Source organism: Dactylosporangium sp. NPDC049742 (assembly GCF_040674675.1).
In the GTDB taxonomy this organism is placed as follows: Bacteria; Actinomycetota; Actinomycetes; order Mycobacteriales; family Micromonosporaceae; genus Dactylosporangium; species Dactylosporangium maewongense.
This window is the reverse complement of the sequence record NZ_JBFANF010000026.1, coordinates 39,824-60,943: the sequence shown is the minus strand read 5'-3', so window position 1 is coordinate 60,943 and position 21,120 is coordinate 39,824. Positions and strand designations below refer to the sequence as shown.

General features: G+C 73.0%; 17 protein-coding genes and 1 pseudogene. 4 read left to right on the top strand and 14 right to left on the bottom strand.

The genetic code is table 11. The features are described 5' to 3' along the window. Positions 1-9: 9 nt before the first annotated feature. The 5 genes and pseudogenes from AB0J72_RS28895 to AB0J72_RS28875 form a co-directional block, all read right to left on the bottom strand. The gene (locus AB0J72_RS28895; protein WP_363403941.1) at positions 10-645 is read right to left on the bottom strand and encodes a hypothetical protein; all 636 of its coding nucleotides are present in this window, start codon (positions 643-645) and stop codon (positions 10-12) included. A gap of 138 nt (positions 646-783) precedes the next feature. Then, positions 784-1,854, bottom strand: a complete 1,071-nt coding sequence (locus AB0J72_RS28890; RefSeq protein ID WP_363403939.1) for a D-alanine--D-alanine ligase family protein — start codon at positions 1,852-1,854, stop codon at positions 784-786. Further along, a complete protein-coding gene (alr, locus tag AB0J72_RS28885) occupies positions 1,847-2,959 on the bottom strand; it encodes an alanine racemase (protein ID WP_363403937.1) in 1,113 nt (370 codons plus the stop codon). Before alr ends, AB0J72_RS28890 begins: the two co-directional genes overlap by 8 nt. 57 nt (positions 2,960-3,016) lie before the next feature. Further along, a complete protein-coding gene (locus AB0J72_RS28880) occupies positions 3,017-3,757 on the bottom strand; it encodes an ABC transporter permease (RefSeq protein WP_363403935.1) in 741 nt (246 codons plus the stop codon). Positions 3,758-3,822: 65 nt separating this feature from the next. Beyond that, positions 3,823-4,464: pseudogene (locus AB0J72_RS28875) on the bottom strand (ABC transporter ATP-binding protein); the annotation flags it as partial. A 133-nt stretch (positions 4,465-4,597) separates the two neighbouring features. Between AB0J72_RS28875 and AB0J72_RS28870 the strand changes: the two are divergent. Both AB0J72_RS28870 and AB0J72_RS28865 read left to right on the top strand, forming a co-directional pair. After that, positions 4,598-6,427, top strand: coding sequence for a sensor histidine kinase (locus tag AB0J72_RS28870; protein WP_363403933.1), 1,830 nt, complete (start codon positions 4,598-4,600; stop codon positions 6,425-6,427). Next, a complete protein-coding gene (locus AB0J72_RS28865) occupies positions 6,391-7,032 on the top strand; it encodes a response regulator transcription factor (protein WP_363403931.1) in 642 nt (213 codons plus the stop codon). The genes AB0J72_RS28870 and AB0J72_RS28865 overlap by 37 nt, the downstream gene beginning before the upstream one ends. Here the strand turns inward: AB0J72_RS28865 and AB0J72_RS28860 are convergent. The 5 genes from AB0J72_RS28860 to AB0J72_RS28840 all read right to left on the bottom strand — a co-directional run bounded on the left by AB0J72_RS28860 (position 7,000) and on the right by AB0J72_RS28840 (position 13,769). Continuing rightward, a complete protein-coding gene (locus tag AB0J72_RS28860; protein WP_363403929.1) occupies positions 7,000-7,941 on the bottom strand; it encodes a WxcM-like domain-containing protein in 942 nt (313 codons plus the stop codon). The genes AB0J72_RS28865 and AB0J72_RS28860 overlap by 33 nt on opposite strands. Next, positions 7,941-8,906: a glycosyltransferase family 2 protein gene (locus AB0J72_RS28855; RefSeq protein WP_363403927.1), complete on the bottom strand. Its 966-nt coding sequence runs from the start codon at positions 8,904-8,906 to the stop codon at positions 7,941-7,943. The genes AB0J72_RS28860 and AB0J72_RS28855 overlap by 1 nt, the downstream gene beginning before the upstream one ends. Before the next feature lie 46 nt (positions 8,907-8,952). Next, positions 8,953-10,035 carry a DegT/DnrJ/EryC1/StrS family aminotransferase gene (locus AB0J72_RS28850; protein WP_363403925.1) on the bottom strand — a complete coding sequence of 361 codons (1,083 nt, stop codon included), beginning with the start codon at positions 10,033-10,035 and terminating at the stop codon, positions 8,953-8,955. After that, positions 10,032-12,347, bottom strand: coding sequence for a hypothetical protein (locus AB0J72_RS28845; protein ID WP_363403923.1), 2,316 nt, complete (start codon positions 12,345-12,347; stop codon positions 10,032-10,034). Before AB0J72_RS28845 ends, AB0J72_RS28850 begins: the two co-directional genes overlap by 4 nt. Positions 12,348-12,446: 99 nt before the next feature. Next, a complete protein-coding gene (locus tag AB0J72_RS28840) occupies positions 12,447-13,769 on the bottom strand; it encodes a hypothetical protein (RefSeq protein WP_363403922.1) in 1,323 nt (440 codons plus the stop codon). Between the two features lie 99 nt (positions 13,770-13,868). Here AB0J72_RS28840 and AB0J72_RS28835 point away from each other — a divergent pair, with 99 nt between their 5' ends. Then, entirely contained in the window at positions 13,869-14,903 is a 1,035-nt protein-coding gene (locus AB0J72_RS28835) for an ROK family protein (RefSeq protein WP_363403920.1), read from the top strand. On the opposite strand, the gene AB0J72_RS28830 is transcribed toward AB0J72_RS28835, so the two are convergent. Then, positions 14,900-15,466, bottom strand: a complete 567-nt coding sequence (locus AB0J72_RS28830; protein WP_363403918.1) for a hypothetical protein — start codon at positions 15,464-15,466, stop codon at positions 14,900-14,902. The genes AB0J72_RS28835 and AB0J72_RS28830 overlap by 4 nt on opposite strands. Positions 15,467-15,522: 56 nt before the next feature. Between AB0J72_RS28830 and AB0J72_RS28825 the strand changes: the two genes are divergently transcribed. Further along, entirely contained in the window at positions 15,523-16,422 is a 900-nt protein-coding gene (locus tag AB0J72_RS28825; RefSeq protein WP_363403916.1) for a pirin family protein, read from the top strand. Here AB0J72_RS28825 and AB0J72_RS28820 read toward each other — a convergent pair. From AB0J72_RS28820 to AB0J72_RS28810, 3 genes are all read right to left on the bottom strand, one after another. Continuing rightward, positions 16,419-19,325 carry an RICIN domain-containing protein gene (locus AB0J72_RS28820; protein WP_363403914.1) on the bottom strand — a complete coding sequence of 969 codons (2,907 nt, stop codon included), beginning with the start codon at positions 19,323-19,325 and terminating at the stop codon, positions 16,419-16,421. The genes AB0J72_RS28825 and AB0J72_RS28820 overlap by 4 nt on opposite strands. A gap of 89 nt (positions 19,326-19,414) precedes the next feature. After that, a complete protein-coding gene (locus AB0J72_RS28815; RefSeq protein WP_363403913.1) occupies positions 19,415-20,395 on the bottom strand; it encodes a hypothetical protein in 981 nt (326 codons plus the stop codon). Between the two features lie 141 nt (positions 20,396-20,536). After that, positions 20,537-21,100 (bottom strand): sigma-70 family RNA polymerase sigma factor, encoded by a 564-nt coding sequence (locus tag AB0J72_RS28810; protein WP_363403911.1) that lies wholly within the window; start codon positions 21,098-21,100, stop codon positions 20,537-20,539. Positions 21,101-21,120 lie beyond the last annotated feature (20 nt).

The window sequence follows — 21,120 nt, the reverse complement described above, 5'->3', positions numbered from 1 at the left end:
GACGGCAGGTCAGTCGTCCGTGCGGACGCCGCAGATCATCCAGTCGCCGTCCTCTTTGACGAGGGTCACGGAGATGTTCACCGACTGGGTGCGGTCCGAGTCGGGGTCGTGCAGCGTCACCCGCGCGCGCACCTCGGCGGAGTTGCGGCCCTTGGTCTCGCTGAGGATCTTCCAGTCGATGGTGGTCTTGTCATCGTCGTCGTCATCGACGTAGTCGTTGCCCCGGAGCGCCTTGGGCCGCTCGGACGAGCACACCATGTCGACGACGGCGGCGCGGTCGCGGTCGTTGACCGCGTCGAGGTAGCGCTCGGTCACGTCGGTCGGGGAGTCGACGAGGACCCGCTGGACGAAGAACCAGCCGCCGACGACCACGACGAGCAGCGCGAGGAACGCGCCGGCGATGAGCAGCACCCACTTGCCGGACCCGGACTGCTGACCACCGGCCCCAGCAGGCTGGAACTGCCCGGTAGGCGGCTGGAACTGCGCGGGCGGCTGGAACTGGCCGGTCGGGTCGTAGCCCTGGTACTGCGCGGGCGGCTCGTACGGACCGGGCGCCGGCTGGTACTGCGCGGGCGGCTGGTAGGGCTGCTGCGGCGACGGCGGCTGGTAGGGCTGCTGCGGATCTCCAGCTGGTGGGTACGTCACCGGCACTTGCCTCCTAAAGCCGTCGGACGAACCGTCGGACAAACCGTCACAACGCCCGTCGACCCGTCACAACACACGTCGACACCATGGGACGGCCATCGTATCGAGGCCGCCCCACTGCCACCGCCCCGGAACGGCTCAGGACCCCAGCGCGGGCTTCGGCTGCCGGGCCAGTGCCGTCGCGATGAGGACGTCGAGCAGCGCCGGGTAGTCCAGCCCCGCGACGCGGAACATCTGCGGGTACTGCGAGACGGCGGTGAAGCCCGGGAACGTGTTGACCTCGTTGATGACCGGCTCCGTGCCGTACCGCAGGAAGAAGTCGACCCGCAGCAGCCCCCGGCATTCGAGGGAGCGGAACGTGCGCACCGCGAGGTCCTGGAGCCGCTCGATGATCGCCGGCTCCAGCTTCGCCGGGATGTCGAAGATGGTGGTCGGGTCGAGGTACTTGGCCTCGTAGTCGAAGAACTCGTGCTTGTCGGGGAAGCTGATCTCCAGCGGCGGCCCGACCTGCAGGGAGCCGTCGGGGTGCTCCAGGACGCCGAGGTCGACCTCGCGCCCGTGCACCATCTCCTCGACGAGGACCTTCGCGTCGCTGGCGCGGGCCTCGGCGAGCGCGTCGTCGAGCTCGGTCCAGTCGTCGACCTTGGACACGCCGAGGCTCGACCCGGCCCGGGACGGCTTGACGAACACGGGCAGCCCGAGCCGCTCGCGTTCGGCGGGCGTCACGGTGCCGGTGCCGCCGCGCAGCACGACGCCGTCGGCGACGGGCAGGCCGTCGGCGACGAGGAGCCGCTTGGTGAACTCCTTGTCCATGCCGGCGGCGCTGGCGAAGACCCCGCTGCCGACGTACGGCAGGCGGACCATCTCCAGGACGGACTGGATCGTGCCGTCCTCGCCGTACGGGCCGTGAATGGCGGGGAAGACGACGTCGCACTCGCGCAGCGTCCCGATCGCCTCGGCGAGGCTCGCGAGGGCCGGCACGTCGGTCTCCTTGGTCAGGTCGAGCAGCCCTTCCAGGTCGAGGGCCTCCGGCGACCCGGCGTCGGGGCCGAAGACCCACGCGCCGCCGGGGGTGATGCGCACGGGCACCACGTCGTAGCGGGACCGGTCGAGGAACCGCACGATGCTCAGGGCCGACTTGCACGAGACCTCGTGCTCGCCGCTGCGCCCTCCGAAAACGACGGCGACGCGGACGCGAGGATCAGCCATGCACGTGCTCCTTACCGATGTACGTTCGCGGGACGCGGGCGCCGATGCCCGTCAAGATCTCGTGCGGGTTGGTCTGCGCCCAGGCCGCCCACTCTTCCACGGTCGGCTCGGCCCCGTCGCCCGGCCCGAACAGCACGATCTCGTCACCGAGGGCGACGTCGAGGTCACCGGCGTCCGCGACGAACTGGTCCATCGCGACCCGCCCGGCGATCGGGCACCGCCGGCCGCCGATCGCGACGGCGCCGCGGTTGCTCAGCAGGCGCGGCACCCCGTCGGCGTATCCGGCCGGGACCAGGACCATCGTGGTGTCGCGGTCCGTCACGTACTGGTGGAGGTAGGACACGCCGGTGCCGGGCGGGACGCGTTTGACGTTGACGGCGCGGGCCCGCAGCGTCATCGCCCGCCGCAGCCCGGCGGTGACCCCGTCGATCGGCTCGACCCCGTACAGCGCGAGCCCGGCCCGCACGAGGTCGTAGTGGGTGGCGGGCAGGTCGACGATCCCGGCGGAGTTCGCGAGGTGCCGCAGCTCCGGCTCCAGGCCGGCCTTCGCGGCGACGGCGAGGGCCTCCTCGAACCGTTCGAGCTGGAGCGCGACCGACGGGTTGCCGGGGTCGTCGGCGGAGGCGAGGTGCGACCAGATCCCGCGGACCCGGATCGAGCCGCGCCGCTCCAGGTCGGCGGCCCGCGCCACCAGGTCGGGCCAGTCGGCCCAGGCGACCCCGTTGCGGGTCAGCCCGGTGTCGACCTTGAGGTGGACGGCGGCGCCGGCCGGCATCGCCGCCAGGTGCCGCGGCGTCGACACGGACAGGTCGACGTCGTTGCGGACCGCCCACGCGAAGTCGTCGCCGGTGCCATACAGCCAGGCGAGCGTCGGCGCGCCGATCCCGCCGTCGCGCACCGTGCGGGCCTCGGCGATGGAGGTGACGCCGAGCCAGGTGGCGCCGCTGGCCAGCGCCGCACGGGCGACCGGTAGCACTCCGTGACCGAACCCGTTCGCCTTGACGACGGCCATCGTCTGGGCCCGCGGGGCGGCAAGACCGGACAGGAGCCGCGTATTGTGCGCCACGGCGTCGAGATCGACGACCGCCTCTGCCACTGGTTGCACCAGCCACCCCCTTGTCCCGCCGATCATAGTGGTCACCGTGCGTCACCGCAGTGTCGGTTAGCTGGCACGGTACAGGCGGACGGACAGGCCACCGGCGATCAGGCAGGTGGCGGCGAGCACGGCCAAGTGCAGCGGGCGTGGGGTGTCGCCGGCCCACGCGGCCTGGACCGCCTGCCGGAACGCGCCCAGCGGCGTCCAGTCGCCGATGCGGCGCAGCACCGGCGGGAGCTGCTCGGCCGGCACGTACAGGCCGGCGAAGAACGCGGACGGGAACCACAGCACGAAGGCCCAGCCGGTCGCGGTCTTGGCGCTGCCGGCCGCGGCGGCGACGAGCAGCCCGACCGGGAACAGGCCGAGGACGCCGAGCAGCAGCACGGGCAGGACCAGCGCCAGGTCCGGCAGCCGCATGTCCATCAGGGTCACGCCGACGGCCAGGGTCAGCGCGGTCGACACGAGCACGACGGCGCCGTTCATGAGGACCTGCGCGCCGAGCATCGCCGACGGTCTCGCCGGGGTCGTCGCGAAGCGGCGCAGGATGCCCTTCTCCCGGTACGTGGTGAGCACCACCGGCAGCATGAAGAACGCGACCATGGCGAGGGACACCATGACCGACATCGACGGCAGGACGGTGTCGATGCCGCGGTGCCCGCCGAGCGCCGCGTCGGGGACGCGGGCGCCGGGCGACCAGCCGAAGACGAGCAGCAGCGCGACCGGCAGCAGGACCGTGAACAGCGGCGGCGTCACCTCCCGGAGCATGAGCCGGGTCTCGACGATCGTGAGCCGGGCCAGGGTACGCATGATCAACCCTCCAACGGGGACGTGAGCGAGACGAACGCGGACTCCAGCGAGTCGGCGCGGCCCTTCAGCCCGGCCGGGGTGTCGACGGCGACGGTGCGGCCGGCGTCGATGACGGCGATCCGGTCGCAGAGCCGCTCCGCCTCGTCCATGAAGTGGGTGACGAGCAGCACGGTGACGCCTCGGTCGCGGACGTCCTCGATGAGCCGCCACGTCTCCCGGCGGGCGTGCGGGTCGAGTCCGGTGGTGAGCTCGTCGAGGACCGCGACCTCCGGCGAGCCGACCAGGGCCAGCGCGATCGACATGCGCTGCTGCTGTCCGCCGGAGAGCCGCCTGTACTGCTGGTTCGCGTGCTCCGCCAGGCCCAGGGACGCCAGGAGCGCGGCCGGGTCGGCGGGGTCGCGGTAGAACGAGGCGAACAGCTCCAGGGCCTCGCGGACCCGGATCCGGTCCGGCAGCCGCGACTCCTGCAGCTGCACGCCGAGCCGCTCCCGCAGCGCCGGGTCGCGGGGGTCGAGGCCGAGGACGCGGGCCGTGCCGCCGTCCGCGGGCCGCAGCCCCTCGATGATCTCGACGGTGGTGGTCTTGCCGGCGCCGTTGCGGCCGATGACGCCGAAGATCTCGCCGCGCTCGACGGTGAACGACACGTCCCGGACCGCGTGCCGGTCGCCGTAGCGCTTGCGCAACTGGTGGACCTCGATGACTGCCATGCCGTCGATCGTGCGGAAGCGGGGCGGCGGGCAGAATGACGCTGGGCACCGGACGGGGGTGCACCTAGCCCCACCCCGGAGACGGCGGCCAGGGCCGATGTGGGAGGCGGACCGTGACCCGAGACTGGTCGGCATGACCTGGGTGAGAGGTGTGACGCGCAGCGGGGTGCTGCTGGGTGTCGCCGTCGTCGTGTTCGTGCAGTTCCTGCTGTCGCTGGTGATGATGTTCCCCGGGGTCCTGCTGGGCCTGGTCTTCCTGATCCCGCCGCCGGTGCTGTACGGGCGGCGCCTGACCAACCGGTGGCGGGCGATGTTCGCCGCGTGGACCGGGCGGGCGGTGCCGGAGCCGTACCGGCCGCCGCCGGCGGACCCGGAGCCGGACGCCGACGGCATGTACCGGCACGACGCGACCCTCTACAAGACGCCGCGCTTCCCGCGGTTCTTCCAGCGCCTCGACTGGCTGATGAAGGACCCGGCGACGAAGCGGGACCTGACGTGGCAGCTGCTGTTCCCGTTCGTCGTCCTCGCGCTCGTGCCGGTGGGGCTGCTGGTGGCGCCGTGGACGGTCCGTGCCGTGGGGGTGTGGTCGGCGTGGATGCTGACGCCGATGGACCCGGCCCGGGCGGCCAGGAAGCTGACCCGCGGTGCGCGCACCCAGCGGCGGCTCCTGGCGTGGGGGCGGGCCGGGCTGCTGGTGTGCTGCGCCGCGCTCGAGGTGGTGCTGCTGGCGTTCAGCCTCGCCTGCTTCACGCTCGGCTTCGGTCTCGGGTTCGTCTTCACGATCCCCCTCGCGGTCTCGCACTTCCGCTGGCTGGCGAACCTGCGCCGGCAGTTCGCGCTGTGGGGCGGGGTCGAGGTGCCGCGCCCGTACGAGCCGGAGCTGCGCCCGCACCGGCGCCCCGACGGGATGCTGCAGGTGCGCAACAACCTGTACAAGACCGAGTCGATGGCCGGGTTCAACGCCCGCTGGCTGTGGCTGTGGCACGACGTCGCGTCGTGGCGGGACCTGGTGTGGCTGGCCGTCGACCCGGTCGTCACCGTCGTGCTGCTCGGGCTGCCGGTCGCCGCCGGGGTCTACGGCGCGTTCGGCCTGGCGCTGCCGTGGCTGTGGACGACCGTGTTCGGCGCGGAGTGGTCCGCCTGGTACGGCGCGTGGGACGGGGAGCGGACCGCCGGCCTGATCATGGGGGTGTGCCTCGTCGCGGTCGCGCTCGCCTCCGCCGGGCAGCTCGTCACCGTCCACGCGCGGTGGACGGCGCTGCTGCTGCGCCCGACCCGCGAGGCGGCGCTGCGCCGCCGGGTGGAGCAGCTCACGCGCAGCCGCGCGGACGCCGTCGACGCGCAGGCCGCCGAGGTCCGCCGGATCGAGCGGGACCTGCACGACGGCGCGCAGGCGCGGCTGATCGCGGTCGGCCTCACCCTGGGCGCGATCGAACGGCTCATGGACACCGACCCGGCCGCCGCCAAGCGCCTCGTCAGGCAGACGAAGGAGACCGCGGCGGCGGCCCTGGAGGAGCTGCGGGACCTGGTCCGCGGCATCCACCCGCCGGTGCTGTCGGAGCGCGGCCTGGCCGACGCGGTGCGGGCCCTCGCCCTGGACCTCCGCACCGACACGGCCGCCGACGTGACCGTCACGGGGACGCTGCCGGGCCGGCCGCCGGCGCCGGTGGAGTCGGCCGCCTACTTCGCGGTGAGCGAGCTGATCGCGAACGCGACCCGGCACGGCGGCGCCGCGAAGGTCACCGTGGACCTGGGCCACGAGCACGGGCTGCTGCGGGTCGTGGTCGCCGACGACGGCACCGGCGGCGCGGACCCGTCGCGGGGCACCGGCCTGCGCGGCATCGAACGCCGGTTGGGTACCTTCGACGGGACCCTGACCCTGCACAGCCCGCCCGGCGGGCCGACCGTCGCGACGCTGGAGCTGCCGTGCGTGTTGTCCTCGCCGAAGACCTCTACCTGCTGAGGGACGGCATGGTCCTGCTGCTGCAGAGCCACGGCTTCGAGGTCGTCGCCGCCGTCGACACCGGCCCGGCGCTGCTCGCGGCGCTGCTGGAGCACCGCCCGGACGTCGCGGTCGTCGACGTGCGGCTGCCGCCGAGCTTCACCGACGAGGGGCTGCAGGCGGCGCTCGCCGCCCGCCGGGAGGTGCCGGGCCTGCCGGTGCTGGTGCTGTCGCAGCACGTGGAGCAGCTGTACGCGCGGGAGTTGCTCGCCGACGGCACCGGCGCGGTCGGGTACCTGCTGAAGGACCGGGTGTTCAACGCCGACCAGTTCGTCGACGCGGTCCGCCGGGTCGCCGCCGGCGGGACCGTGATGGACCCGACGGTGATCGCGAAGCTCGTCGCCCGGCCGTCGCCGGCGACGGGCACGCTGACGCCGCGGGAGCGGGAGGTGCTGACGCTGATGGCGGAGGGCCGCTCCAACGCCGCGATCGGCAAGCAGCTGTTCCTCAGCGACAGCGCCGTCGGCAAGCACATCGCCAGCATCTTCGGCAAGCTCGACCTGCCGGTGTCCGACGACGACAACCGGCGGGTCCTAGCCGTCCTGGCCCATCTCCAAGGTGGCTGAGACGAACTCCGCGTGGTCGCGGATGTAGTCGGCGGCGTCGTAGTAATGCGACGCGAAGACCAGCAGCGCCGCGTCCGGCGAGTAGCGGTACTGCGTCGCCCACGTCATCGGCGGCAGGTACAGGCCGGTCGCCGGGCTGTCGAGCAGGAACTCCTGCCGCGACACCCCGTCGTCGGCGACGACGCTGCACCGCCCGCGCACGCAGATCAGGAACTGGTGGCACTCGCGGTGCGCGTGCTGGCCGCGGACCTTCTCGTTCGGCACGTCGAAGACGATGAAGTAGCGCTTCACCGGGAACGGGATGTCCCGCTCGAACTCCCCCACCGACAGGTTGCCGCGCAGGTCGTGCACGTAGTCGAGGCGGTGCACGGTGACCCCGCGGACCTTGGTCCCGTTGACCCGCTCGCCGGTCGGGGTGTCGTGCGGCTCCGCCGGCACCGGCGCGGCGTCGACGTAGCCGGTGAGCCGCGCCGGGTTGCCGACGACGATCGCGTACGGCGGCACCGACCGCGTGACGACGGCGCCGGCGCCGACCATCGCGTGCCGGCCGATGGTGACCCCCGGCAGGATCGTGGCGTTCGCGCCGATCGACGCGCCGGCCTCGACCGTCGTGCGGGCGAACGCCTCCGGGTACTGGCGGCTGCGCGGCATCCGGTCGTTGGTGAACGTGACGTTGGGGCCGACGAACACGTCGTCCTCCAGGGCCACGCCGTCCCACAGCTGCACGCCGCACTTGACGGTGACCCGGTCGCCGACGACGACGTCGTTCTCGACGAACACCCCGTCGCAGATGTTGCAGTCGGCGCCGATCCGCGCGCCCGGCAGCACGTGCGCGAACGCCCAGATGCGGGTGCCGGCGCCGATGGCGGTGCTCTCGCACAGGGCGTTGGGGTGGGTGAAGTACGACATCAGCGCTGTCCTCCCTGCCGGACCACGACCTTCTGCGCGCCCGCGTACTGCATGTCCCGCGCCACGACGGCGAGGGGCCGGCGTTTCGTGTTCTCGTAGCCGCGCCACGCGTAGGAGCCGACGACGCCGAGGCCGAGCGCGTTCACGCCGCCGAAGAACAGCACGACGAGGATCGTCGCGGCGTAGCCGGGCACGTCGAACAGGCCGGCGAGGCGGGCGGACAGCACGACCGCGCCGAGCACCACCGACACCAGCAGCCCCAGCACCCCGGCCGCCATCAGCAGCCGCACCGGCAGGTCGGTGAACGCGAAGACGCTGTCCATGAGGTACGTGACCTTCTTGCGCAGCGTCCAGCCGGAGCTGCCGCTCATGCGGGCGCGCCGGGTGTAGGCGACCTGCTTGCGGCGGAACCCGAGCCAGAACAGCATCGCGACGAGCGACGTGTTCGCCTCCTCGCAGGCGAGGAGGCAGTCGCGGAACGCCTGGTTGCAGCCGAACATGTCGACGCCGCCGCTGGGCATCTCGCGCACGACCATCCGCCGGTACAGGCCCCAGAACAGCTTCGACGCGATCCTGCTGCCGAGCGGGTCGGCGCGGCCCTCGCGGGTGCCGACGACGACGTCGAACTCGTCGGTCGCGAGGGTCCGGAAGAACTCCAGCGCGAGCTCCGGCGGCTCCTGCAGGTCGGCGGCCATGACGGCGAAGTACTCGCCGGTGGCGTGCTGCAGGCCGACGCGGATCGCGGCGAACGACCCGAAGTTGCGCGACAGCAGCACCAGCCGCGCCGGGAACCGCTGCGCGGGCAGCAGCGACTGCAGCAGCTCCGCGGACCGGTCGGGGCTGCCGTCGACGACGAAGACCGCCTCGAGGGCACCGCCCAGCGCGTCGTGCAGGTCGCCGACCGCGGCGAGCAGGTCGTGGATGGTGTCCTCGTTGCGGTACACGGGGACGATCAGGGAGTACACGGCTCAGTCCTTCTTCCCGGTGTCGCCGGATTCGAACCCGGGCACGTCAAGCCTCGCTGCCGAACGCGTTCACGGCGTCGGCCACCCGGTCGATCTGCTCCGCCGGCAGCTCCGGGTAGCACGGCAGGCTCAGCACCTCGGCGCACAGCCGCTCGGTGACCGGCAGCTCGAGCCCGGCGAACCGGTCGCCGTGCACCGGCTGGCGGTGGTCGGGCAGCGGGTAGTGCACGTCGTGCGCCACGCCGTGCGCGCGCAGGTGCGCCGACAGCGCGTCCCGGTCGGCGCTGCGCAGCACGTACAGGTGGCCGACGTGCCCGGGCGCCGCCACCTCCGGCAGGGTCAGCTTCGGGTGCCGGATCGCGTCGCGGTACCGGGCGGCGACCGCGACCCGTGCGGCGTTCCAGCCGTCCAGGTGCGGCAGCTTCACCGACAGGACCGCGGCCTGTACCTCGTCGAGGCGGCTGTTGCGGGCCGGGCCGGTCACCTGGTGGTACTTGCGGTCCCAGCCGTACTGCCGCAGCCGCCGCACCCGCTCGGCCACCTCGGCGGAGGCGGTGACGACGGCGCCGCCGTCGCCGAGCGCGCCGAGGTTCTTCGTCGGGTAGAAGCTGAACGCGGCCGCGTCGCCCCACGAGCCGGCGCGCCTGCCGTCCCGGGACGCGCCGTGGGCCTGCGCGCAGTCCTCGACCACGGGCGCGCCATGCCGGGCGGCGACCTCGAGGATCGCGGGCATGTCGGCGAGCCGGCCGTACAGGTGCGTGACGAGGACCGCGTCGAACGTCTCCCGGTCCAGCAGCGCCGGGTCGAGGGTGGCGGTGTCCTCGTCGACGTCCACGTAGACGGGTTCGGCGCCGAGGGCGAGCAGCGCCGTGGTGCCGTAGCCGCCGGCGTTGGCGACGAGGGCGACCCGGTCGCCGCGGCCGACGCCGACCCCGGCGAGGGCGAGCTCGATCGCGTCGGTGCCGTTGGCGACGCCGACGGCGTGCGGGACCCCGCAGTAGGCGGCGAACGCCTCCTCGAACCCGGCGACCTCCCGGCCGAGGACGAACCACCCGCTGTCGATGACCCGCCGGACGGCGTCGGTGAGGGCGCCGGCGAGCGGCGCGTGGTGGGCGGCGAGATCGTTCATTTCACCTCATAGACCGTGAGCTTGCCGGCCCGGAACCGCTCCTGGGCGTGCGCGCCCAGGTCGCCGACCGGTCCGGCGGTGGTGTCGGCGACCAGCCAGCGGACCTGGTACCGGTCGCGGAGGACCCCGATCGTCGCGGGGCCGGGGTCGGTGAACGCGGCGTCGTTCTCGGCGAGCCGCGCGGGGTCCCAGAAGGCGGCGAACCAGGGCAGCACCCCGTCGGCGGCGGCCCGCTCGTACGTGCTGTTGGTGAAGCCCCAGCCCTCGACGAGGACCCGGTGGCCGCTCGCCGCGGCGAGGGCGAACCGCCGGTTGTCGCACATGCCGCCGACGGGTGTCACCCCGAAACAGTGCGCGTTGGTGGCGAGCAGGTCGCCGGGCGCGGCGTGGCTCTGCAGCCAGCGGCCGGCGTTCCACGTGTCGCGGTCGATGGCGCTGGTACGGCCGTCGAGCGCGACCTGCTCGGAGCGGGGGACGGCGCGCCAGCCGCCCCGGGCGGTGTCGGTGACCACGACGGCGGTCTGGTCGTAGGCGGTGGACAGCCCGAACCCGGCGCACATCGCGATCGCCACCGCCAGGATCCGCCCGTCGCGGCGGATCAGCCCGGCGGCGACGACCACGACGGCGAGTGCGACGAGGACGACGTACGGGCGGCTGAGCTCCCACCCGAGCCGGTTCCCCGCCGGCGGGGCGCCGTCGACGGTGCGCAGCAGGAAGACGACCGTGGTGCCGGCCACCGCGGCGAGCGCGAGGACCCCGCCGCGCGCCCACGTCATCGTCCCGACGATCGCGGCGAGCCCGGCGACGGCGGCGAGCGCGAGGTACGGCCGGGCGGACACGATCAGGTAGGACTGGGAGCCGCCGGGGTGCCCGAACAGCAGCACGCCGCCCATGCCGCCGGCGCCGATCGCGGCGAGCAGCAGCACCGGCGCGTCCAGGACCCGCCGGCCGAGGGCGAGGGCTCCGCCCCAGATGAACAGCCAGCACAGGACGGTGATCGCGGCGGCGACCCAGGCGTGCGCGGCCGGGGTGCCGGGGCCGGTGTACCCGGTCCAGGTCCCGGCGACGGTCGCGAAGCCGTTCATGGTCGCCAGGGGCTCGACGACGAGGCTCTGGTTGGCGCCGCCGCCGTACAGGAACACCGTCGAGGCGACGGTGAGCACGCCGGTCACGACGGTCGCGAGCAGCGCCGGCCGGTTCAGGCCGCGGCGGGCGGCGAGCTGGACGGCGACGACGAGGACGAGCGCGCCGGTGAGCAGCGGCAGGTACGGCGCCTTCGCCCCGGCGAGCCCGGCGAGCAGCAGCACGAACAGCGCCCACCGGCCCTTGGCGGAGCCGCCCTGCTCGACATCTTCAGCGCCGCCGAAGATGTCGAGCAGGAGCAGGACGACGGCGGCGAAGAGCAGGGCGCCGAACGTCTGCGTCGGGCTGGTCCAGGCGATCAGGCGGTAGACGGAGCCGTCCTCGTAGGGCCCGAAGCCGAACCAGCCGTCGGGGTGCGGCCAGCCGTACGGGTCGGGGGCGAGGACGAGCATCGTGACGACGGCGGCGGCCGGGCCGGTCCACCAGCGGCCGACGATCCGCCGGGCGAGGACCGCGACGAGCAGCAGCGTCCCGGCGAACATCGGCAGCGGGGTGAGCCGGACCAGCAGCGCGAGCGGGTCGATGCCGGTCACCCAGCTGGTGGCGGCCATCTCCGGGTAGACGAACCAGTGGTAGACGAGCGGCTCACCGGACACCCAGGGCGCCTGCATCGGCATGTGCTGCTTCGCCTCGGCGATGAGCGCCAGGTGGAACGGGGTGTCGGCGTCGAACGGGCCGGTGACGGGCCAGCCGAGGCCGTGGGAGCGGAACATGCGGATGCTGCGCAGGCAGAACACGCCGACGACGGCCAGCATCGACCAGGACCACAGCGCGGGGGCGCGCTCCCCGGAGCCCCGCCAGGCCTTGCGCAGGCGCGGCACGAGCAGGGACGCGCCGATCATCCCGGCGGGCCAGGCGAGCACCAGCAGCGGCACCCCGGCGGCGCGGGCGGCGACGTACGTGAGGACCTCGACGACGTAGCCGACCGCGGCGCCGGCGACGACGTCGGCGACGAGCCAGCCGGACCGGCCCAGCAGCGTCCGCCACAGCAGCAGGCCGGGCAGCACGACCCCGGCGGTGAGCCAGCCGGCGAACGCGAGGGTGGTCGGCAGCGCCACCCCGTAGTACCGCAGCAGGACGGCGACCGCGGCGAGGCCGACGGCCAGGGGGAGGAAGGACAGGACGGGCGCGAGCGCTGCGCCACGTTCCGGGCGACTACCGTCAGTCACGGGTGGATCACCCGGACCAGCGGCGGGGTCGCGTGTCGCGTCCAGTGTCGTGCTCACTGCACCGCCCAACGGCTCGGGTGCCGGGTGGGTCGCGCCGGATCACCTGTTCGCGGCGCAGGTTGCGGCGGTCGCTGCCCCCGGCGGCAGCGGATGTGCGAGGCCCGCCGCCGCAGCGGCGAACAGCACGGCCGCCGCGAACAGCACGGCCGCGACACTGTACCAGGAAAGGTGTCGTTCACCAGCCTGTAGCCGTGGCCCCTGAACCAGCAGGCCACAGCCCGCGACAGCAAGCAGGATCAGGGGAAGCGCGAACCTCGCCTCGGTCGCCGAGGTCATCAGGGAGCCGGCGGTCCCGGCCGCGAGGACGGCGAGCGGGCGGGCGCCGGAGGTGCGGCACGCGGCGCCGATCCCGGCCACGACGATCAGGACAATTGGGACCGCGAGGTCGTAGTGTTCGGCGGCCGCCCGGGTGCTGTACGGGGTCGACCACGACCAGGCGAGCGCGGCGGCCACCTTCTCCACGAGGAACAGCGCCGACTCCGGCAGGTTGCCGAGCACCGCCCGGACGAGGCCGCCGGTGGAGTCGACGGGGTCGCCGGCGACCGCCGACGCCATCGACGGGTGGCAGAAGAACTGCTGCGGCGCCCCGCCGGTCGTCACCGTGTCGTAGCGGACGACGTACGAGGCGTAGCCGGCCTGGAACCCGGCGAGGCCGGCGGTGCCGGGCGGCACCGGCCCGGGCGCGAACCCGCGCAGCGCGTTGAACGCCATCTGCGGCAGGGAGCCGGCGGCGAGCCCGGCCGCGAACCAGACCGCCGGGCGGCGCCGGGTCACCGCGACCACCGCGCCGAGCGCCGCCAGGGGCAGCAGGTACGCGGGCCGCAGGTTGAGCGTGACGCCGGCGGCCAGCCCGGCGAGCGGCAGGGTCCAGCGGGCCGGCTCGCGCCGCGCCAGCCACACGGCGGTCAGGAACGCCGCGGCGGCGGGAAGGTCCATCAGCGGGAACGGCGCGAACCTCGCCGCGACGAGCCAGGTCAGCGCGGCGCACAGCCAGACGGCCGCGGGGTGCCCGCCGGTGCCGCGGGGCCGGGCGATGCGGGGCAGCAGGAACGCCCCGACGACCGCCACGAGCAGGGCGTTCTCCGCCAGGACCGCGTACCGGCCGGCGCCGGTGACCAGGTGCTCGGCGAGCGCGGCCGGAGCGTACACCGCGGTGGTCAGGACGCCGCGGAAGCCGAGGTCACCCTCCGCGACGACGCCGGCACCGGTGAACAGCGCCAGGGAGCCGTCGAAGTACCGGGCGGCGTCATAGACGAACCCGCCCGCGGGGCCCTGGGCGAGGGTGGCCGCGAACAGCGCCACCGCCGCCACGCGGTGCGCCGGTTTGCTGACGGTGCGGTGCGCTTGCCGCTCCTGCACCATCACCACAAGGGTCCAAACGATCGTCGGACCCGCGCGGGTACGGGGTGCGGTACCGTGTTCGCCGCTTACGTTCGTTTCTTTCCCCCAGGAGCTGGACCGATGAGCACAGTGCTCGATGCAGGCGCGCAGGATTGGGTCGTCGTCGGCCTGGACAACGGCGGCACCGCCAACAACGCCACCGTGCTCTCCCGCGACGGGGCGTTCCTGGTCGACGGTCTGGTCGAGGTCCCGAGCCGGGTCCTGGAAGGGCCGGCGGTCGCGGTCGAGGCCCTCGCCGGCGCGTTCGACAACATCCTCGCGGTGACGAAGACCGACCGGTCGCGGGTCGCGGCGGTCGGCCTCGACACCCCCGGCCCGGCCACCGCCGGCGGGGTCATCTCCTCGAAGGGCTCGACGAACTTCTCCCAGCAGGCCTGGTGGGGCTTCGACTTCCGCGGCGCCCTGGAGCAGCGGCTCGGGCTGCCCGTCATCTACAACAACGACGGCAACGCCGCCGCCCTCTACGCGCACCACGTGCACTTCGGCGCCGACGCGGCGCAGCGGTCGTCGGTGTCCGCGATCGTCGGCACCGGGCTCGGCGGCGGCGTGATCGAGCAGGGCAACGTGGTCAAGGGCGCCGCCGGGATGGCCGGCGAGCTCGGCCACGTCCACATCCCGATGCACGGCCTGCTCGAGGAGGGGCAGCCGCTGCCGTCGTGCGGCTGCGGGTTCCTGGGCGACGTGGAGAGCGTCAGCTCCCTCACCGGCATCGTGCGCAACCTGCTGCCGTACTGGCTGACCCGCTTCCCGGACCACCCGCTGCACCGGGCCGACTCGGTGAAGGCCGCCGCGAAGCAGGTCCGGTCCTTCGCCGAGCAGGGCGACGAGCTGGCGCTGCGCATCTTCGACCAGCAGGCGATGGGGCTGGGGCGGCTGTTCACGATCGCGGCGAACTTCACCGACCCGGACTGCTACTTCGTCGGCGGCGGCGTCGTCGAGGCCGCCGCACACTTCCGCGAGTGGTTCCTGGCGCGGGTGCGCGAGTACACGCTGCTGCGCGAGGAGCAGGCGGCGGTCGCCACGTTCGCCCTCGTGCCGGACCGCGACATGGCGGGCGCCCGGGGCGCCGCGATCGCCGCGGCGGCGAGCCTCTAGGAGGTCTCCACCGGCGCCGGGGCGCGGGGGACGTTCTCGCCGACCTGGTTGAGGACGCCCTTGTCGTCGCGCTGCCAGCGGCGGCCCCGGCTGTCGGTGAAGCGCAGCTCGACGTGCATGTCGGCGGACGGGGCGAGCCGGATCGTCCCGTCCTCGTTGATCCGGTCCCGCTCGACCGGCCCGTCGGTGTTCTCCTCGTCGAAGCCGGCGTACACCTCGGGCTGCTCGGCCGGCGGCACGATCCGGACCCTTCTGATCGCCGTCCAGGCGGCGGGCGGGTCCCGGAACACGATCTCCAGGTCGTAGACGGGCGTCTGGCCGGCGTTGCGGATCGCGGCGCCGACCACACCCCGCGTGATGATCTTCTCGAACGTCTCCCGCTCGCTGACCGCCCACGCGCAGACCCGCTCGGCGTCGGCGCGCGCCTCGGCCAGCTGATACGCGGCGAGCAGGCCGGCGGCGCCGGCCACCGCGCGCTGCACGCCCCGCAGCGCCTGGAAGGCGACGAACACGGCGGCACCAGCGGCGAGCGTCGCCAGTACCGCCACCACCAATGCCATCACATCGGACAAATTACCCGTCCGTGGTTGCCGCCGGGCGCCGGAGGGAGAATCGGACGATGGAACTCCTCGAGGGCCGGGACGTGCCGCTGGGCCGCTACTCGGTGGTGCGGCGGACGCTGCCCAACAAGGTCCGGCGGACCGTCGGCGCGTGGTGCTTCCTCGACCACTTCGGGCCGGAGGAGGTCACCGGGCAGCCGGGGATGCGGGTCCCGCCGCACCCGCACATCGGGCTGCAGACGGTGACCTGGCTCTTCGACGGCGAGATCCGGCACCGCGACAGCCTCGGCTCCGACGTGCTGATCCGCCCCGGCGAGCTGAACATCATGACGTCGGGGCGCGGCATCGCGCACTCGGAGGACTCCCCCACGGAGAAGCCGCCGCTGCTGCACGGGGTGCAGCTGTGGGTGGCGCTGCCCGACGGCGCGCGGTGGCAGGAGCCCCGGTTCGAGCACCTGGCGGATCTCCCGGTCGCGGAGGCGGCAGGTGTACGGATGACCGTCGCGGTCGGTTCGCTGGGCGGGGTCACGTCCCCGGCGGCGGTGCACAGCGAGCTGGTCGGCGCCGAGGTGCGCCTCGATGCCGGTACACCGGCGGAAATCGCGATCGATCCGACCTATGAGCACGGGGTGGTCGTCACCGACGGCGGCGCGCGGGTCGAGGGGGTCGACGTGCCGCCCGGCTCGCTGCTGCACCTGCCCGAGGGCCGCTCGTCGCTGCGCCTCGCGTCGGAGGGCGGCGCGCGGCTGTTCCTCGTCGGCGGCGTGCCCCTCGATGAGGACCTGGTCATGTGGTGGAACTTCGTCGCGCGCTCCCACGAGGAGATCGTGGAAGCGCGCGACGAGTGGCAGGCGGGATCGTCCCGGTTCGGGGTCGTGCCGGATGGTCAGGAGCCGCTGCCGGCGCCCGCGTTGCCCACCACCCGGCTGCTGCCCCGGCCGCGCGCGCGGGCGAGCTAGAGCAGGCGCCACAGGTGGTCGGCGGTGCCGTTGTCGTCGAACTGCACGACCTGCGCCGAGTTGGCCGTCGACATGCCCGAGACGCCGAGCACCTTCATGCTGTGCTGCACCTGGATGCGCACCCAGCCGTCGCCGTTGTCGATGAGCCGCCACAGGTGGTCGGCGGAGCCGTTGTCCTCGAACTGCTGGACGAGCGCCGAGTTGGCCGTCGACATGTTCTGCACGGCGAGCATCTTGCCGCTGTTCTGGTTCACGATCTTGAACCAGCCGCCGCCGGCGTCGACGAGCCGCCAGTTGTGGTCGGCGGTGCCGTTGTCGTCGAACTGCACGACGTTCGCGCTGTTCGCGGTCGACATGCCGTCGACGCCGAGGACCTTCAGGCTGTTCTTGTTCTGGATCCGCTTCCAGGTGATCGGGGCGGTGCTGCCCTCGACCCGCATCTCCAGGATGCCGCCGGAGACGCCGGCCTTGAGCTGCACGACGACCCGGATCGCGGTGGTGGTGACGCTGGTGAAGGTGACCCGGTTGAACGTGTTGAGCGCCGTGCCGGCCGCCGACGCGCCGGACACCGCGACCCAGGCGCCGCCGGCGTTGCGGTACTGCACCTGCCACGACTGCGGGACCCGGCACTGGCCGGTGCCGGTGTCGTCGAACCAGTACACCGACACGGCGTTGGTGGTGATCGCGCTGGAGTAGGTGAGCTGCGCCCACTCGCTGGTGCCCAGATGGTTCCAGAACGTCAGCCGCGGGATGCTCCCGTCGGCGGAGCTGCTCGGGACCTTGCCGTCGTTGAGGGCCGCGACGGAGTCGCCGGGGTTGCAGTACGACGCGGACGGGGTGGCCGGAATGACCCAGTCGACCGCGTCGGCGCCGTCGCTGACCCGCGGGAACGTGGTGATCCTGACCCGCTGCGCGCCCATCGGCAGCAGCTGCACGGTCTCGTTCGGCTGGGTGGAGCGGGCCGGGCTCTGCTGCAGCGTGCGCACCACGCCCTCGGCGTCCGCCTGCCAGTTCGGGATCTTCCGCGCGGTGACGCTCAGCGAGATCGGCGCGCCGTCGCGGGTGAACGGGTTGGCCGCCAGCGGCCCGGTCTTGCGGGTCACCGTGACCTGCGGGTTGGCGGGGTCGATGAGCAGGCCGTAGTTCCACGGCGAGTTCGCGTACACCTCGTTGGTCGGCCACGCGTCGGTGCCGCCGATGCGCTGCCAGCGCTCCGCGATCGACAGCGAGAACGTCAGCGGGCCGTTGTCGACGCTGACCGCGTTGCCGTTCTTCGCCCAGGTCCGCACGGTGGTGCGCATCGGCAGCGTGACGGTGACCTTGTCGCCGTTGTTCCAGGTCTGGTCGACGATGACGAACGAGCCCGCCTCGACCGTGCCGGTGACCACGGTGCCGTTGACCCGCACGACCGCGCCGGTGCTCCACTTCGGGATCCGCAGGTACAGCGGGAACGCCACCGCGCCGGGGGTGCCCATGGTCAGCGTGATCGTGTCGCTGAACGGGTAGTCGGTGTCCTCGGTGACGGTGACCGTGGTGGCGTTGGCGCCGACCTTCGCGGTCACCTGCGAGTTGCCGTACATCGCCGCGCACAGGCCCTTGTCCCAGGTCGCGAACCACAGCTCCTGCGCGTAGTACGGCCAGCCCATGCCGTAGTTGTGCGGGCAGCAGCGGTAGTTGTGGATGCCGAGCATGTAGGCGAGCATCGGGAAGCCGTTCTGGAACTGGCCCTGGGTCAGGGTCGCGTTCGTCAGGCCGATGCTGTTGGCGCACGTGATGTAGTGGATTCCCTGCTGCGCCGGGTCGAGCGAGGCGGGCAGCAGGTTGAACGCGAGGTCCTCGCACCGGTCGAGCCAGATCGAGTCGCCCGTCATCCGCGCGAGCATCTGGTGGCTGTGCATGAACTCGACGATCCCGCAGGTCTCGAAGCCCTGGCGCGGGTCGGTGTACCCGGGGCGGCAGTTCTCGTCGCCGGCGAACCCGCCGCCGGGGAAGTTGCCGTACAGCCCCATCACGGTGTCGTAGTCGCGGTACGTGGCGGCGGGGAACTTCGGGTCCGGGTCGAGCAGGCCGAACTGCGCCGGCTCGCGGAAGCCCTGCGCCAGGTTCACGTTGTGCCAGTTGGGGATGCCGTTGGTGTAGTCCGCGGAGCCGGCGTGGATCTTCCGCACCAGGTCGAGCAGCCAGGTCTCGCCGGTACGGTTGAACAGCCAGTACACGCTGTCGATGTTGTCGCCCCAGCGCAGGGCGGCCCAGCTGCGGTTGAACACGGCGGCGGGCTGCGCGTTCTGGAACTGGAAGTACTTGCGCATGAACGTGTTGACCCGGTTGTCGGGCGTGCCGTTGCGCTCGTTGTACTCGGCGTGCGAGCGGATCGCGTCCAGCAGCGGCATGTGCGGCCAGAAGTCCGGGCCGCCCTCCAATGACGTGCGCAGCGCGTTCGGCCCGAAGAACCCGTCGGCGGCCTGGTTGGCGATGATCCCGTCGATCCACTGGCGGGCCAGGGTCAGGATCCGGGTGTTGCCGGTGACGTAGCCGAGGTCGCCGAAGCCGCGCAGCCAGTAGGGCAGCTCCTCCCAGGCGTCCTTGGTCTTGTCGACCCAGCCGTTGCCGGAGTACTGCAGGTAGTCCGACACCTCGGTCATCCGGCCGCAGAGACCGTCGGCCTCGATGTTGAGCTGTGTGCGGAGCCAGCCGCGGGGCTGGACCGCGCCCGGTGGCAGTTTCAGGAACGCGGTCGCCTTCAGCGGGGCGAGGTTCGGCCAGTAGTGACCGCCCCGGGCACCGGGCGTGACGGTTTTCGCCGTGCGCACCGCTGCGCCGGCGGGGCTGGCAACTGCGGTGGACAGGGCGATCGCGCCGCCGGTGAGGGCGACACCGCTCGCGACGAACGTTCTGCGGTCCATGGACCGGACTCCTTTGCTCCTGGCGGGGAACATCGATGCCCGATTATGCGCAGTAACGCGCCTTTATGAAAGAACCCGTTGGATTTTGTTTATTTATCGTCTTCGCTTGTGCGGTCTTTCACCGGCGTCCTGTACCAGCTCGTCGCGCCGCCGGCCATCAGCCCGAGACCGCCGGCGAGCGCGGTGGCGACCGCCCACCTCGACCAGCCCGGGCCGGCGAGGCCGCCGTTGCTGAACACGCCCGCGTCGGCGAACCCGGTCATCACCGCGAGGCACGCCCCGCCGATGGCGGCCACCAGGTTCGCGGCGCTCTTCCTCAGTGCCAGCAGCCCGGCCGCCGCGAGCACCCCGACCCCGGTGAGCAGCGGCCACAGCCTGGCCAGGAGCTGGGTGCCGAGGTTCTCGGCCGGCGACGTGGCCAGCTGCGCACTCACCACGATCCAGGCCACCACGACCGCGCCCGCCACCCCGGCGACCACCGCCAGGGCGATCCGTGACCTGGGCGTCGCCAGCCCGATCGCCACCGCCGCGAGCAGCGCACCGGACCACCACCAGCCGGTCGCCGGCGGCTCCGCCTTCGTGACGACGCCGCGGATGATGCCGGGCGTGGTCCCGTCGATCTCGAGGGGGACGCTCCACGCCCTGGCCGGCAGCTCCCGCGCCCGCTCGTCGTGCCAGCGCACCGTGCGCTGCCGGGACACCTGGTGCCACTGCGGTGCCGCGGACGCGGCGCCTTTCACGGTGCCGGTCAGGGAGCGGCTGGCCGCCCAGGTCGGGGAGCCCCGGTTCTCGGCCACCCCGTCCCCGGAGATCCTGAGGAACGGCTCCCCCTGCATGCCGAGCACGACCACGGTTCGGTCCGACGCGCTGCGCAGCTCCAGGCGGGCGCCGCCCTCGACCGCCCGGACGGTGACCCCCGGCTCGGACACCGAGTCGACGCGCACCACGTAGTCGACGGCGGCGGGGGCGTCGGCACCGTGCGCTCCGGCCGGCGCGACGTACCCGAGCGCGGCGAGGACCCCCAGCACCACGGCCAGCGCTGTTCTTGCTGCTGTTCTGCTGTTGCTCACGTCATCGTCTTTACTGCTGCTCGCGTCATCGTCTTGCTGGTGCTGTGTGTCGTCGGCTTGCTGGTGCTGTGTGTCATCGGCTTGCTGGTGCTCGTGTCGTCTTGCTGGTGCTGTGTGTCATCCGGTTACTGGTGCTTTGTGTCATCCGGCTCGGGCGGCGGCGATCGCGGCGACCAGGTCGGCGCGGGCACGGGCGACCCTGGACCGGATCGTGCCCACGGGGACGTCTTCGATCTCGGCGGCTTCGGCATACGACAGCCCGAGCACCTGCGTCAGCACGAACGCCACCCGCCGCTCCGCCGGCAACCCCGCCACCAGGTCGGCGGCCGCGTGCAGTCCCGCATGGTCGCCCCCGGCCAGCTCCTCCGGCTCCGCCGCGACCCGCGCCTCGAGCCGCCGCCCCCGCACCGCGGCCCGCACATGGTCGGCACACGCCCGCCGCGCGATCGCGAGCACCCACGTGCGCGCACTCGACCTCCCGGCGAACTCCGGCAGCGCCCGGAACGCCCGCAGGTAGGTGTCCTGCGTCACGTCATCGGCATGCCCCACCCCGACCAGCGCGGCGACGAACCGCCACACCTCCGGCTGGGTCAACCGGACGAACGCCCCGGCCCCACCCCGGTCACCGCCGCGAGCCGCCAGCAGCGCCGCCGTCGCCGGGTCCGACGCCGGGTCAGCTGCCTCCACGCCGGCCTCACCAGTCACGCGAGGAAGCCTAACGCCCT

Coding starts and splice junctions, on each gene's coding strand:
- AB0J72_RS28890 (WP_363403939.1), bottom strand. CDS start 1,854: ATGGCTGATCCTCGCGTCCGCGTCGCCGTCGTTTTCGGAGGGCGCAGC.
- AB0J72_RS28880 (WP_363403935.1), bottom strand. CDS start 3,757: ATGCGTACCCTGGCCCGGCTCACGATCGTCGAGACCCGGCTCATGCTC.
- AB0J72_RS28870 (WP_363403933.1), top strand. CDS start 4,598: ATGACCTGGGTGAGAGGTGTGACGCGCAGCGGGGTGCTGCTGGGTGTC.
- AB0J72_RS28860 (WP_363403929.1), bottom strand. CDS start 7,941: ATGTCGTACTTCACCCACCCCAACGCCCTGTGCGAGAGCACCGCCATC.
- AB0J72_RS28850 (WP_363403925.1), bottom strand. CDS start 10,035: ATGAACGATCTCGCCGCCCACCACGCGCCGCTCGCCGGCGCCCTCACC.
- AB0J72_RS28840 (WP_363403922.1), bottom strand. CDS start 13,769: ATGGTGCAGGAGCGGCAAGCGCACCGCACCGTCAGCAAACCGGCGCAC.
- AB0J72_RS28835 (WP_363403920.1), top strand. CDS start 13,869: ATGAGCACAGTGCTCGATGCAGGCGCGCAGGATTGGGTCGTCGTCGGC.
- AB0J72_RS28825 (WP_363403916.1), top strand. CDS start 15,523: ATGGAACTCCTCGAGGGCCGGGACGTGCCGCTGGGCCGCTACTCGGTG.
- AB0J72_RS28820 (WP_363403914.1), bottom strand. CDS start 19,325: ATGGACCGCAGAACGTTCGTCGCGAGCGGTGTCGCCCTCACCGGCGGC.